The organism is Grimontia celer, assembly GCF_900055185.1.
GTDB classification, from domain to species: Bacteria; Pseudomonadota; Gammaproteobacteria; order Enterobacterales; family Vibrionaceae; genus Enterovibrio; species Enterovibrio celer.
On sequence record NZ_FIZX01000003.1, the window covers coordinates 102,614 to 116,853 of the forward strand.

General features: G+C 52.1%; 11 protein-coding genes. All 11 read left to right on the forward strand.

Features of this window, described 5'->3' with window-relative positions; genetic code table 11:
- The 11 genes from GCE9029_RS19080 (at position 1) to ftsZ (ending at position 14,218) form a co-directional block, all read left to right on the forward strand.
- Positions 1-1,749 (forward strand): penicillin-binding transpeptidase domain-containing protein, encoded by a 1,749-nt coding sequence (locus GCE9029_RS19080; RefSeq protein WP_062666003.1) that lies wholly within the window; start codon positions 1-3, stop codon positions 1,747-1,749.
- Complete coding sequence (murE, locus tag GCE9029_RS19085; protein WP_062666005.1) at positions 1,749-3,236, forward strand: UDP-N-acetylmuramoyl-L-alanyl-D-glutamate--2,6-diaminopimelate ligase; 1,488 nt, start codon at positions 1,749-1,751, stop codon at positions 3,234-3,236. The genes GCE9029_RS19080 and murE overlap by 1 nt, the downstream gene beginning before the upstream one ends.
- On the forward strand, positions 3,233-4,597 hold the full coding sequence (locus GCE9029_RS19090; RefSeq protein ID WP_062666007.1) for a UDP-N-acetylmuramoyl-tripeptide--D-alanyl-D-alanine ligase: 1,365 nt from the start codon (positions 3,233-3,235) through the stop codon (positions 4,595-4,597). The genes murE and GCE9029_RS19090 overlap by 4 nt, the downstream gene beginning before the upstream one ends.
- On the forward strand, positions 4,591-5,673 hold the full coding sequence (mraY, locus tag GCE9029_RS19095) for a phospho-N-acetylmuramoyl-pentapeptide-transferase (protein ID WP_002537368.1): 1,083 nt from the start codon (positions 4,591-4,593) through the stop codon (positions 5,671-5,673). Before GCE9029_RS19090 ends, mraY begins: the two co-directional genes overlap by 7 nt.
- The gene (gene murD, locus GCE9029_RS19100; protein ID WP_062666009.1) at positions 5,674-7,026 is read left to right on the forward strand and encodes a UDP-N-acetylmuramoyl-L-alanine--D-glutamate ligase; all 1,353 of its coding nucleotides are present in this window, start codon (positions 5,674-5,676) and stop codon (positions 7,024-7,026) included.
- A complete protein-coding gene (ftsW, locus tag GCE9029_RS19105; RefSeq protein WP_062666011.1) occupies positions 7,023-8,234 on the forward strand; it encodes a cell division protein FtsW in 1,212 nt (403 codons plus the stop codon). The genes murD and ftsW overlap by 4 nt, the downstream gene beginning before the upstream one ends.
- Positions 8,206-9,276, forward strand: coding sequence for an undecaprenyldiphospho-muramoylpentapeptide beta-N-acetylglucosaminyltransferase (gene murG / locus GCE9029_RS19110; RefSeq protein WP_062666013.1), 1,071 nt, complete (start codon positions 8,206-8,208; stop codon positions 9,274-9,276). Before ftsW ends, murG begins: the two co-directional genes overlap by 29 nt.
- Positions 9,277-9,287: 11 nt before the next feature.
- Positions 9,288-10,751 carry a UDP-N-acetylmuramate--L-alanine ligase gene (gene murC / locus GCE9029_RS19115; RefSeq protein ID WP_062666015.1) on the forward strand — a complete coding sequence of 488 codons (1,464 nt, stop codon included), beginning with the start codon at positions 9,288-9,290 and terminating at the stop codon, positions 10,749-10,751.
- A gap of 207 nt (positions 10,752-10,958) precedes the next feature.
- On the forward strand, positions 10,959-11,735 hold the full coding sequence (locus GCE9029_RS19120; RefSeq protein WP_062666017.1) for a cell division protein FtsQ/DivIB: 777 nt from the start codon (positions 10,959-10,961) through the stop codon (positions 11,733-11,735).
- 11 nt (positions 11,736-11,746) lie between these two features.
- Positions 11,747-13,003 (forward strand): cell division protein FtsA, encoded by a 1,257-nt coding sequence (ftsA, locus tag GCE9029_RS19125; protein ID WP_062666020.1) that lies wholly within the window; start codon positions 11,747-11,749, stop codon positions 13,001-13,003.
- A gap of 33 nt (positions 13,004-13,036) precedes the next feature.
- Positions 13,037-14,218 carry a cell division protein FtsZ gene (gene ftsZ / locus GCE9029_RS19130; RefSeq protein ID WP_062666022.1) on the forward strand — a complete coding sequence of 394 codons (1,182 nt, stop codon included), beginning with the start codon at positions 13,037-13,039 and terminating at the stop codon, positions 14,216-14,218.
- Positions 14,219-14,240: the final 22 nt, after the last annotated feature.

Sequence of the window (14,240 nt, forward strand, 5' to 3'; positions counted from 1 at the left end):
GTGAAGGGAAAAACGAAACCGACCAATCAGCGAGCAAAAAAGCCCGCACCGAATTTGATTCGGTGGCGCTTTGTCACGGTCTGTTTCTGTATTTCTCTTGCCATGGTCGCGTTGATTGCCCGCGCCGCATTCATTCAGGTCATCGAACCGGATCGCCTTCTTCAGGAAGGCGATATGCGTTCTGTCCGTGTCAAAGCCCTTCATTCAGCACGCGGCATCATTACCGATCGCAATGGCGAGTCATTGGCTGTCAGTGTGCCGGTAGAGGCCGTGTATGTGGATCCGGTGACTGTATTTAAAAACGGTGGCCTGAAAGATATCGACCGCTGGTACGCGTTGGCTGATGTGTTGGGTATCGACCGTCAGGCGATGGTAAACCGCATCGAGCGCAATAAAAACAAACGCTTTATCTACCTGCAGCGTCAGGTTGGCCCTGCTGTTGCAGATTACGTATCTGGTCTTCGCTTACCGGGTATTGGTATGAATGACGAGTCCCGTCGTTTTTATCCGGCAGGTGAAGTTAGTGCTCACCTTGTGGGTGTAACCGGCATTGATGGCCGCGGTCTCGAAGGTATCGAACGTGGCTATGATGGTTGGCTGAGTGGTGAACCAGGCCGCCGTACTGTGCGCAAAGACCGCTATGGTCGCGTCGTTGAAGTCATTTCCAAAGAGGCCAAGGAAGAAGGCAAACCACTTCAACTCAGTATCGATCAGCGTCTTCAGGCGATTTCTTATCGCGCCATTAAGCAAGCGGTTGCGGACTACCGCGCGACTTCAGGCTCTTTGGTCATGGTAGATGTCCGCACGGGCGAAGTGCTGGCGATGGTGAATGCACCATCTTACAACCCGAATAACCGCGCCGATCTGAAAAGTTTCAAAATGCGTAACCGCGCCATCACTGATGTTTTCGAGCCAGGTTCCACCATCAAGCCTCTGGTGGTTTTGGCGGCATTGGAAAATGGCGTAGCGGATGAGTCGACCATCATTGATACGGGTAACGGCGTGATGAGCATCGGCGGAGCGCGTGTCCGCGATGTTTCCAAAGTCGGTGAAGCAAACCTCCGTAAAATCCTCCAAAAATCCAGTAACATCGGTGTCAGTAAACTGTCTCTTTCTATGCCGGTCGAAGCACTGCTTGGCCTTTACAGCAGCTTTGGCATCGGTGACGCAACTGGTGTGAATCTGGTCGGTGAGTCTTATGGACTGTATCCGAACCGTCGCCGTTGGTCTGACTTCGAACGTGCGACCCTCTCTTTTGGCTATGGCCTTTCTATTACGCCAGCTCAGCTTGCCCGTGCTTATGCGGTACTTGGCGCGGAAGGTGTGAATCGCCCGCTGTCGATTTTGAAAACAGAATCAGTGGTACCGGGTAAACAAGTGGCATCACAAGAAAACACCCGAAAAGTTCTCGACATGCTGGAGTCCGTGACGCAGGAAGGCGGAAGTGCCCGCCGCGCAGCGGTTGACGGTTACCGTGTCGGGGCAAAAACAGGGACAGCGAAAGTTGCGGTGGCCGGTGGCTACGGTGATGAATATATCGGTTATACGGCGGGGATCGCACCTTTGAGCGAGCCACGCATTGCCATGGTGGTGGTGATCAATGAACCCCAAGGCGACAAATATTACGGTGGTCAGGTTGCGGCCCCCGTGTTTTCTGACGTGATGAAGAGCTCGTTGCAGATCCTCAATATCGCACCGGACGCTCAGCAGCCATTTTTACAGATTGCTAATACGGACAATCGGAACTGATGCCGAACACGAGCTTTAAAGAATTATTGGCGCCTTGGTATGACGCCATCCCAGAGACACCTATTACCGGTTTGACGCTGGATAACCGCCAGATCCAACCGGGTGATGTATTTATTGCCGTTCAGGGGCATTCCCTGGACGCACGACGCTTTATTCCTGCTGCTATTGAAGCCGGTGCAGCAGCGGTGATTGCCGATGATGGCGATACTAACGGCCAGTTTGATGTCACTTTGCAAAATGGTGTGCCAGTCGTTGCCTTCCCTCACTTGAAATCCACCTTGTCGGAAATTGCTGACCGTTTCTATCAATCACCAAGCAAAATGATGAAAGTGATTGGTGTGACAGGCACCAATGGTAAAACCACGGTGAGCCAGTTGGTTGCGCAGTGGATTGACCTGCTCGATGGTAAAGCAGCAGTGATGGGTACTACAGGTAACGGCTTCCTTGATGCATTAGAGCCAGCTTTGAACACCACGGGCAGCGCGTTGGATATTCAGCAGCAACTGGCGGCGTTTAACCATCAGGGTGCGACTCACGTGGCGATGGAAGTGTCTTCTCATGGTTTGGTGCAGGATCGTGTGAAAGCCGTGGCTTTTGATGCTGCTATCTTCACTAACCTCAGCCGTGATCACCTTGATTACCACGGCACCATGGAAGCATACGCAGAAGCCAAGCTTCGCCTCTTTACCCACTATGGCTCACCGGTTTCCGTGATCAACGTTGACGATCCGGTCGGTGCTAACTGGGTCAGCAACATGCCGGAAGCGGTGGCGGTTTCACTTTCTGAAAGCAATGTCCACGCGCATGAAGGCCGCAAGCTTTGGCTAACATCTGTCGACTACGCGACAAGCGGTGTGACCATCAGCTTTGACTCTTCATGGGGTGCTGGTCAATATACTGCGCCGCTGGTTGGCGAATTCAACGTCATGAACCTTTTGGTTAGCCTGACCACGCTTCTGGGACTTGGCTACGAAAAAGAAACTCTGATGGCAGCTGCCAGCAAGTTGCAGGCGGTGATTGGACGCATGGAAGTTTTTCATCGTGCTGACAAACCTATGTTGGTGGTGGATTATGCTCACACGCCCGATGCCCTTGAAAAAGCGCTGATGGCTCTTCGTCGTCACTGCGATGGTAAGCTGTGGTGTATTTTCGGCTGTGGTGGCGATAGGGATACAGGTAAACGCCCAATGATGGCAGACATTGCTGAAAGAATGGCTGATGTGGCTATCCTGACCGACGACAATCCCCGCTCAGAATCTCCGGAAGCGATTGTGGCTGACATGCTCAAAGGCATGGTCGATCCCGCTCAAGCAATTATCCTTCACGACCGCGCGGAAGCGTGTGGCTATGCATTTGAAAATGCGTCAGAAAAAGACGTGATTCTGGTCGCAGGAAAAGGACACGAAGACTATCAAGTGCTGGCATCAGGTACTGTTCACTATTCCGATCGTGAGACCGTACGCCGTTTGTTGGAGGAAGAGGCATGATCCCAGTTTCGTTGAAATCACTGCAGACTGTTTTAGACGCTGATCTGGTCGGCGAAGATGTGGTGATTGATGCCGTTTCCACCGACACGCGAACGCTTGGCAATGGCGCTTTGTTTGTCGCGCTGGTGGGCGAGCGATTCGATGCTCATGATTTTGTAGAAACTGCGAATGAAAACGGCGCGTCAGCACTTTTGGTTTCCAAACCTGTCGATATATCACTGCCACAACTGATCGTGAAAGACACCAAGCTGGCTTTGGGGCAACTGGGCGCATGGGTGAAATCTCAATGTGACGTGAAGACGATTGCGCTCACAGGCAGTTGCGGTAAAACCACAGTCAAAGAAATGCTGGCTGCCATTCTGTCTCCAAAAGGCCAGACGCTGTATACCGCGGGTAACTTCAATAACGACATCGGTGTGCCGCTGACCTTGCTTCGCCTGCAACCTTCCGATGAGTACGCGGTGATGGAATTGGGCGCTAACCACATTGGTGAAATTGCATATACCACGTCTTTGGTTAAGCCGGATCTGGCGATGGTCACTAACCTGGCGGCAGCGCATTTGGAAGGCTTCGGTTCCCTTGATGGCGTAGCGAAAGCCAAAGGCGAGATCTTCCAGGGGCTTGATGATGGCGAGCTTGCAATCGTTAATCAGGACAGCAATGGTGGCGCATTTTGGGATGACGTACTGAGAAGTAAGCAAGTACTTACCATGACAGTGACTGACAAGCCTGCCGACTACCGTGCCGAGAATATTCATCAGGTCGACAACGGCTGCTATGCCTTCGATTTGGTTTCACCACAAGGTACCTATTCGGTGACACTCAGCCTTCCCGGTGAACATAACGTTTCGAACGCGATTCTCGCAGCCATCGCAGCGACCAAGATAGATAGTAAGGTGACAATGGACGATGTGGTCCGAGGTCTCGCTTCTGTGTCGCCTGTCAAAGGTCGTGGTGCGATAAGCTTCCCGCGCCCAGGTCTTCGTCTGATTGATGACAGCTACAACGCCAGTCTTGCAGCAATGAAAGCGGCGGTGGATTTGCTGGATGGCTTCGACGGAGACAAAGTTATCGTCTTGGCTGATATGGGCGAGATGGGCGAACACTCCGATTCGGTGCATGGAGAAGTGGCAGAGCACCTCAGCAAGGCCTCAATTCAAACCGTGATTACTTATGGACCTGCCAGCGCCGCGATCAGCGAGCGTTGTGGTGGTCAGCACTTTGAAGATAAAAGCGCATTGATTGCGCATGTAGTAGAACTGATGAAAACAAAACGCGAAGTATCCGTTTTGGTCAAAGGGGCCAACGGAATGAAGATGTCTGAAGTGGTTGCAGCAATAGAGGAGGCAGCCAAATGCTAGATTGGCTATCAGATATCCTAACCCAACACATTCCGTTTTTCCGACTGTTTGATTACCTGACATTCCGCGCCATCCTCAGCGTGTTGACTGCATTGACGCTGTCACTTTGGATGGGGCCGCGCCTGATTGCCCGCTTGCAGATGCTGCAAATCGGTCAGGTAGTGCGTAACGAAGGTCCGGAGTCCCACTTCAGCAAGCGTGGTACGCCGACCATGGGCGGCATCATGATTTTGACCGCGATTACGGTCACTGTGCTGCTGTGGGCTGACCTTTCCAACCCTTATGTTTGGGCGGTGCTATTCGTGACTCTGGGTTACGGTGCCGTTGGCTTTGTCGATGACTACCGTAAAGTGGTGCGCAAGAACACGGACGGCCTGATTGCCCGCTGGAAGTATTTCTGGCAATCCGCCATTGCGCTGGTAGTGGCCTTCGCGCTCTATATCCACGGTAAAGATACTGCCGCCACCCAACTTGTGGTGCCTTTCTTCAAAGACGTGATGCCTCAGCTTGGCCTGTTCTACATCGTCTTCACCTATTTCGTGATTGTCGGCTCAAGCAACGCGGTGAACCTTACTGACGGTCTTGATGGCTTGGCTATCATGCCAACCGTGATGGTAGCCAGTGGCTTTGCCTTTATCGCCTGGGCGACAGGTAACGTGAACTTTGCTGAATACCTGCACATCCCTTATATCAAAGATGCCGATGAATTGGTGATTGTCTGTGCGGCGATAGTTGGCGCAGGTTTAGGCTTCTTGTGGTTTAACACCTATCCGGCCCAGGTGTTCATGGGGGATGTGGGCTCTCTGGCACTGGGCGGTGCACTGGGCACGATTGCCGTGTTGGTGCGTCAGGAATTCCTGTTGGTCATCATGGGCGGTGTGTTCGTGATGGAAACCTTGTCAGTGATCCTGCAAGTGGGCTCTTACAAACTGCGTGGTCAGCGCATTTTCCGCATGGCACCTATCCACCACCACTACGAATTGAAAGGCTGGCCAGAGCCGCGCGTGATTGTACGATTCTGGATTATTACCCTGATGCTGGTTCTTGCAGGACTGGCAACATTGAAGGTGCGCTAAATGAAGACAGACGCCGCGAAAAACATTGTGGTGATTGGGCTCGGTATGACCGGGCTCTCTGTCGTTAATCATCTTGTGAGAAAAGATGATGGCGCGACTGTGAAAGTGATTGATACCCGTGCTAATCCGCCGGGCGCAGAGCAGTTACCGAAAAATGTGGCATTGCATGCCGGTGGCTGGAATATGGATTGGTTGCTTTCAGCAGACCAGATTGTGGCAAGCCCAGGCATTGCGCTGGCAACACCAGAGCTTAAAAAAGCGGCTGCGAAAGGCATTGAGATTGTCGGTGACATTGAACTCTTCGCCCGTGATGTAAAAGCGCCTGTCATTGGTATTACCGGCTCAAACGGTAAAAGCACTGTGACCAGTCTGGTTGGTGAGATGGCAAAAGCGGCAGGCATCAATGTCGGTGTTGGCGGCAATATCGGCTTTGCAGCTTTGGATATGCTGGCCAGTGAGCACGAGCTTTATGTACTGGAGCTGTCGAGCTTCCAGCTTGAAACCACCTCCTCCCTGAATTTGGAAGCGGCAGTGTTCCTCAATCTTTCAGAAGATCATATGGATCGCTATGAAGGGATGGATGACTACCGCGATGCCAAATTGCGTATTTTCGACCAAACCAAACTGTCGGTTTGGAACCAAGACGATCTCCAGACCAAAAATACACAGACCAAAGGCGGCAATGTGCCTGCTATCAGCTTCGGCTTCACGTCAGGTGAGTACACACTCACCGAGAAAGACGGCGCAGAGTGGCTGACAGCAAAAGGCGAGCTTGTGATGGCGGTGTCTGATATCGCGCTGGTAGGTCGTCACAACGTGGCTAACTGTCTGGCGGCGATGGCGCTGGCTGATGCGACGGGTGTGAACCGTGAAGCGCAACGTCAGGCAATGCGTGAATACCGAGGTTTACCTCATCGTTGTCAGCAAGTGATCGAACACAACGGCGTACTTTGGGTGAATGACTCAAAAGCGACCAACCCCGCGAGCACTGAAGCGGCGCTTGATGGCCTGCAGTTGGCAGGGCGTCTGCATCTTTTGGTGGGTGGCGATGGCAAAGGCGCCGATTTTTCTTCGCTGAAACCTATCCTCGACAAGCTGAACGTGACTTTGTATTGCTATGGCCGTGATGGTCATGCTTTTACAAATCTGGTTGCGTCGCCTGTGGTGATTGAAACCATGCAGGAAGCCATGGATATCGCGGCATCAACTGCGACATCTGGTGACATGGTGTTGTTGTCTCCAGCATGTGCGAGCTTCGATCAGTTCACCAACTTTATGGTGCGAGGTGATACCTTTGCTGCGTACGCGCAAGAGATTGCACAGCGAAGTGCAGAGGAGAGCGTGACGGAATGATGAGTGCGAAGTGGGACGACAACCGTTTTATGCGCTGGATTTCGAATCCAGCGCCAACGGCATTGTATGACCGCCAGCTGGTATGGCTCTCATTCGGCCTGATGATGGTTGGTCTCATCATGGTGTCCTCTGCTTCTATTCCTGTTTCTGTCCGTTTGGTTGATGAGCCGTTCTATTTCGCCATGCGTCAGGGCGTGTATCTCATAGGCGCACTTATCATTGCTGGCGTGGCCATGCAGATACCCTTGTCGCGCTGGCAACAACTTAGCATTCCTTTGCTGTTTATCTCGCTTGGGCTTCTTTTAGCAGTATTGGTTGTAGGTAAATCGGTGAATGGTGCTTCCCGTTGGCTGCCAATGGGCTTTTTTAACCTGCAGCCCGCAGAAGTGGCCAAATTATCACTCTTCCTGTTTATTGCAGGCTATCTCGTGCGTCGCCATGGCGAAGTAAGGGAGAGCGTCACAGGCTTTTTGAAACCACTGGCAGTGCTGGTGGTGATTGCAGGCCTGTTATTGCTTCAGCCCGACCTCGGTTCTGTTGTCGTCATGTTTGTCACGACGGTGGGCATGCTGTTTATTGCTGGCGCCAAGCTATGGCAGTTCGGTGTCTTGCTGTTTACCGGTCTTGGGCTGGTCGGTCTTTTGATCATTGCTGAGCCCTACCGTGTCGCTCGTGTCACCTCCTTCTTGGATCCTTGGCAAGACCCGTTTGGTAGCGGTTACCAGCTTACGCAATCTTTGATGGCCTTTGGCCGTGGCAGCTGGTGGGGACAAGGGCTCGGTAATTCTATCCAGAAACTCGAATACCTGCCGGAAGCGCACACTGACTTTGTTATAGCGGTGCTGGCAGAGGAGCTCGGCCTGATTGGCGTCACTGTCGTTTTGCTGATGGTATTCGCATTGGTTTTCCGCGCACTCTTTATCGGGAAACGTTGCCTTGAAGCGAACCAGCTTTTCGGCGGTTTTCTGGCATTTGGTATTGGTATCTGGTTTGCGTTTCAGGCACTGGTGAATGTTGGTGCTGCGGCAGGTATTATGCCGACAAAAGGTTTGACGTTGCCGCTGGTCAGTTATGGCGGTTCCAGTTTATTTATTATGTCGACGGCGGTGGCGCTACTTCTTCGCATTGACCACGAATACCGTTTGGAAACGGCGCAGGCGCACCAACGAATTGTCTCTCATGAAAAACGAAAACGAACAAAAACATAAACGATTATTGGTGATGGCCGGTGGAACTGGCGGTCACGTTTTCCCAGGACTTGCGGTAGCGAAAGAGTTGCAGGAACAAGGTTGGGAAATCCGCTGGCTGGGAACGGCAGACAGGATGGAAGCGGATTTGGTGCCAAAACATGGCATTGAGATCGACTTTATTGAAGTAAAAGGGCTGCGTGGTTCGGGCTTTGCGCGTAAACTTCTCGCCCCTTGGATGGTACTTAATGCTGTTGTTCAGGCAAAGCGCCATATCAAAAACTGGCAACCGAGTGCTGTGCTGGGCATGGGCGGATATGTGAGTGGGCCGGGTGGTTTGGCCGCATGGCTAAGCGGCATTCCCGTTGTGCTTCACGAGCAAAATGCTGTCGCGGGGTTAACCAACCAGTGGCTGGCAAAGATTGCCAAGCGTGTGTTGCAGGCTTTTCCTGGAGCGTTTGCTGACAAAGAAGTGGTTGGCAACCCGGTAAGAAAGGATGTTTGCGACTTGCCAGAACATAAGGCTTATGAAGATGGCGCACCGCTGAAAGTGTTGGTGATGGGAGGAAGCCAGGGGGCTCGAATCTTAAACCACACAGTGCCTGAAGCGATGGCAAAGCTGGACCGTGAAGTGGTGATTCGTCATCAGGCCGGTAAAGGCAATCAGGCTGACACGGCAGAGCGCTTCAAGAAAGCGGGCGTGGTAAATGCCGAAGTCACCGAGTTTATTGATGATGTCGCTGAAGCCTACGATTGGGCAGACATCCTGATTTGCCGCTCTGGTGCTTTGACAGTGTCTGAAGTGTCTGCGGCAGGCGTGCCATCGATCTTCGTGCCTTTCCAGCATAAAGATCGCCAGCAGGCACTGAATGCTGAGCACCTCGTCGAGAGTGGCGCGGCGCTAATGATAGAACAACCGGATTTGAGTGCTGACGCATTGGCGGCGGCACTGGAAGATAAAGATTCATCGTCATTGATGGCGATGTCGAAGGCTGCTAAAGCCGCGGCAATAACCAATGCCGCTGAGCGTGTAGCCAGTGTCATCAAAGACGTAGCGAAGTAGAGAACAAAGTGATGGGCAAATTTGATAGTCATCAATTAGAAAAAATTCGAACCATGGTGCCGGAAATGCGCCGTGTGAAGCGCATTCACTTTGTGGGTATTGGCGGTGCTGGTATGTGCGGTATTGCGGAGGTGCTGATCAACGAAGGGTATGAGATCACAGGCTCTGATCTGTCAGAAAACGCCGTGACCCAACGTTTGGAAAGCAAAGGTGCCAAAGTATTCTTTGGTCATGCTGAGACCAATGTCGATGGCGCAAGCGTCGTTGTGGTTTCTACGGCTATCCGTCAGGACAACCCAGAACTGGTTGCTGCGAAAGCCGCACGTATTCCAGTGGTTCGCCGTGCAGAAATGTTGGCTGAGCTGATGCGTTACCGCCACGGCATTGCCGTGGCAGGTACGCACGGTAAAACCACCACCACAGCCCTGACCACGTTGATTTATCAGGAAGCAGGTCTGGATCCGACGTTTGTGAACGGTGGTCTGGTAAAAAGCGCTGGCACGAATGCACGTTTGGGCTGTAGCCGCTACCTGATTGCGGAAGCCGATGAAAGTGATGCCTCATTCCTGCACTTGCAGCCGATGGTGGCGATTGTTACCAACATCGAAGCGGATCACATGGATACCTATGGCGGTAACTTCGACAACCTGAAGCAGACCTTCATCGATTTTCTACACAAGCTGCCTTTCTATGGTCAGGCGGTGATGTGTGTTGACGATCCTGTAGTACGTGAGTTGATCCCAAGCATAGGTCGTCAAGTCATCACTTATGGTTTCTCAGAAGATGCTGATGTGCGCCTGAAAGATTACCGTCAGGAAGGTCAGAAAGGTATTTTCACTATTTTGCGCGCGGGTAAACCGGAGGTTCACATTGAACTGAATATTCCGGGCCGACACAATGCATTGAATGCGGCAGCTGCGGTTGCAGTGGCAACGGAAGATGGTGTGGAAGATGACGCTATCTTACGTGCTCTGGCGAGCTTTGAGGGCACTGGCCGTCGCTTTGATCAGCTGGGTCTGTTCCCGGTGGAAGAGGGTCACGCGCTGCTGGTGGACGATTACGGACATCACCCAAGCGAAGTCGACGTCACCATTCAAGCTGCGCGTGCGGGTTGGGAAGATAACCGCCTGGTCATGGTGTTCCAGCCACACCGTTACAGCCGCACCCGAGATTTGTATGACGACTTCGCCAATGTGCTTGAACAGGTTGACGTACTGCTGATGCTGGATGTGTATTCTGCCGGTGAAGCGCCAATTGCGGGTGCCGATGGCCGAAGTCTTTGTCGTACTATTCGTGGCCGAGGAAAAATCGATCCGATCTTTGTACCGGATGTAGATGCTCTGCCTGCAGCACTGGCTGCGGTAATTCAGCCGGGCGATCTTGTGCTGACACAAGGTGCAGGTGATATTGGTAAGGTGGCTAGAAAACTGGCCGAATTGAAACTGGATAAAAAGGCGTTGAGCGAGCAGGTATAAACCTGATTACATGCGAAATTACTGAGCTCTGACAGAGTGATGTCTAATTTTTAACCTGTTTTTGGTGGTTTTGCATGTATTTGATCTCAGCTTCACCACTTCAACGCCAAGAAGGGTTGGTGACCTGTCAAACTGACCGTTATAATCGGTCGGCTTTGCTAGAGCAAAGCCGCAGGTTGCCTGACGATAGAGAGGCAATAGCCTGATATGACAAATATGACCGTTGAGGACATACCGGCTCAGCCTTCAATGTTGAAAGAACATTGGGGGGGGCTGGTGTTTTTAGTATTTGTCATTCTGGTAATTCTTTGGTCTCTGCTCCGGGTCATTGCCTGGATGGGTGACGAGGAACAACTGCCGCTATCCCAAATTGTTGTACAAGGCGAGCTTGAGCATTTAACACCGTTGGAAGTCCGTAATGCGGTTTTGCAACTCGGTGGCTTGAATAGCTTCATGATCCAAGATGTGGATGACATCCACAGTGCGATTTCTGCACTACCTTGGGTCGCTAATGTCGCAGTACGAAAACAGTGGCCGGATACGATCAAAGTCAATGTGACTGAATACCAGCCTCAGGCAGTCTGGAATGGATCGTTTCTTTTGGATGTTGGCGGGGACGTGTTTGGCGCGGATCCTGCTGAGGTAAAAAATTTGGGTCTGGTTTCACTCCATGGCCCAGATGGCAGTGAAAAAGAAGTGCTGGAAGCATGGCGAGAAATGCGCAGTATTCTGGCACCAACAAAATTAGAAATTGCTGCCTTGGCGCTCAACGAGCGTCGCTCGTGGCGAATTGTCACCCGTGATGGTGTGAGAATTGAATTAGGACGGGAGTCCCGCAACGAGAGATTAGAACGCTTTGTCGATTTACTTGACGACTTCAGGTCAACTGACAGGGCGATTCAATATGTAGACTTGCGCTATGACACTGGTGCTGCGGTGGGGTGGAAAGCCCCTGAAGCGGACGCTGGTGACGAAAATACCTGAGAGTAGGTGGAATGAAACAAACAACTGACAGACCGCTGATTGTTGGATTGGATATCGGAACCTCCAAGGTTTCTGTTCTGGTCAGTGAGATTTTGCCTGACGGTGCGATCAATGTGCTAGGCGTGGGCTCTACGCCTTCACAAGGCATGGATAAAGGCGGTGTCAATGATCTTGAGTCTGTCGTGAAGTCAGTGGAACGCGCGGTTAATGACGCCGAACTGATGTCTGACTGCAAGATTCGCTCCGTCTACCTGTCGCTGTCAGGTAAGCATATTCATTGCCAGACCGAACGCGGTATGGGCACGATTTCCGACGAGGAAGTCACGCAGGATGATGTCGACATGGTCATTCACACGGCGAAGTCGGTGAAGATCAGCGACGAGCAGCGCGTGCTGCACGTTATCCCGCAGGAATATAAAATCGACTACCAGGAAGGGATCAAGAATCCTGTTGGTCTTTCCGGTGTGCGTATGGAAGCCAGCGTGCACCTTATCACTTGCCACAATGATACCGCGCGAAATATCGAAAAAGCGGTGGAACGTTGTGGCCTGAAAGTGGACCAATTAATTTTCTCTGGTCTGGCGGCTAGCCACGCGGTGATCACTGCTGACGAGAGAGAGTTGGGGGTATGCGTCGTCGATATTGGCGGCGGAACCATGGACATTGCAGTATGGACTGGCGGTGCTTTGCGTCATGCAGCCGTTATTCCATACGCAGGAAATGTCATCACCAGCGACATTGCTTATGCCTTCGGTACACCTCTTAGCGACGCTGAGAAAATCAAAGTGAAGCATGGGTGTGCGTTAAGTGAACTGGTGAACAAAGATGCCAAGGTTAATGTGCCAAGCGTTGGAGGGCGTCCTTCACGGAGCCTTCAGCGCCAGACACTGGCCGAAGTCATTGAGCCACGTTGTAGTGAATTGCTGGGGTTGGTGCAGCAAGAACTGGAACGTGTGCAGGAACGTCTGCGCGGACAAGGTGTGAAACACCAATTGGCCGCAGGTATTGTCCTTACGGGCGGTGCTGCGCAAATGCAGGGACTGGCGGAATGCGCTGAGCGTGTCTTCCAGAACCAGGTGCGCGCGGGGCTTCCAGCCGGTGTGACAGGGCTGACTGACTATGTCAATGCGACCTATCACGCCACTGCAGTTGGGTTACTGCATTACGGCAAAGAAAACCTATTGAACGAATCGAGCGAGCCGGAGCCTAAAAGAACTGTATCAGGCATGTTCAGTAAACTTAGTGGCTGGCTTAAGAAAGAATTTTAAACCTGATGCGAACAGGAAAGACGGAGAGAACACATGTTTGAACCGATGATGGAAATGTCCAACGATGCAGTAATTAAAGTCGTTGGTGTTGGCGGCGGCGGTGGTAATGCAGTCGAGCACATGGTGCGTGAGTCAATTGAAGGGGTGGAGTTCATCACCGTCAATACCGATGCTCAGGCACTGCGCAAGACAGCGGTAAGCACCGTTATCCAAATTGGTGGCGATATCACGAAAGGTCTAGGTGCGGGTGCAAACCCACAGGTAGGCCGTGAATCTGCAATGGAAGATCGCGAAGCGATTAAAGCTGAGCTCGAAGGTGCCGATATGGTATTTATCGCGGCAGGCATGGGCGGTGGTACCGGTACTGGTGCGGCACCTGTGATTGCTGAGGTAGCGAAAGAGCTGGGCATTCTAACCGTGGCAGTAGTGACTAAGCCATTTAGCTTCGAAGGTAAGAAGCGTATGGCGTTTGCGGAGCAGGGGATTGATGAGCTTTCTAAGCACGTTGACTCTCTGATCACTATCCCGAACGAGAAGTTGCTGAAAGTTCTGGGTCGCGGCATCACCTTGCTGGATGCGTTTGCGAAAGCAAACGATGTATTGCGTAACGCAGTACAGGGCATCGCAGAGCTGATCACTCGTCCAGGCCTTATCAACGTCGACTTTGCGGACGTCCGCACTGTGATGTCTGAAATGGGTCATGCCATGATGGGTAGCGGCGTTGCAACGGGTGAAGACCGTGCAGAAGAAGCGGCCGAAATGGCAATTTCAAGCCCACTGCTGGAAGATATTGATCTGGCAGGCGCTCGTGGTGTTCTGGTGAACATTACAGCTGGTTTTGATATGCGACTGGATGAATTTGAAACTGTGGGCAACACTGTTAAAGCGTTCGCCTCTGACAACGCCACTGTGGTTATCGGTTCGTCCATGGATCCAGAAATGAGTGACGAACTTCGCGTGACTGTAGTCGCTACAGGTATTGGTAACGAGCGTAAGCCAGACATCACTTTGGTGCCAGGCACGCAGCAAAAACCAACACCGGTAGAAAATAAGGCACAGCCTTTGCAAGAAACACCAAAGGCGGCAACGCCTGTGCAAGGTGGACGTCCTTCAGAACCGTCTGTTCAACCACAGACTTCTAACGTTGCACCGAAGCCGAAACAGGAACAAGACTACCTAGATATCCCTGCGTTTTTACGTAAACAAGCGGATTAACAATAGGCAGTGCTTGGTTTGT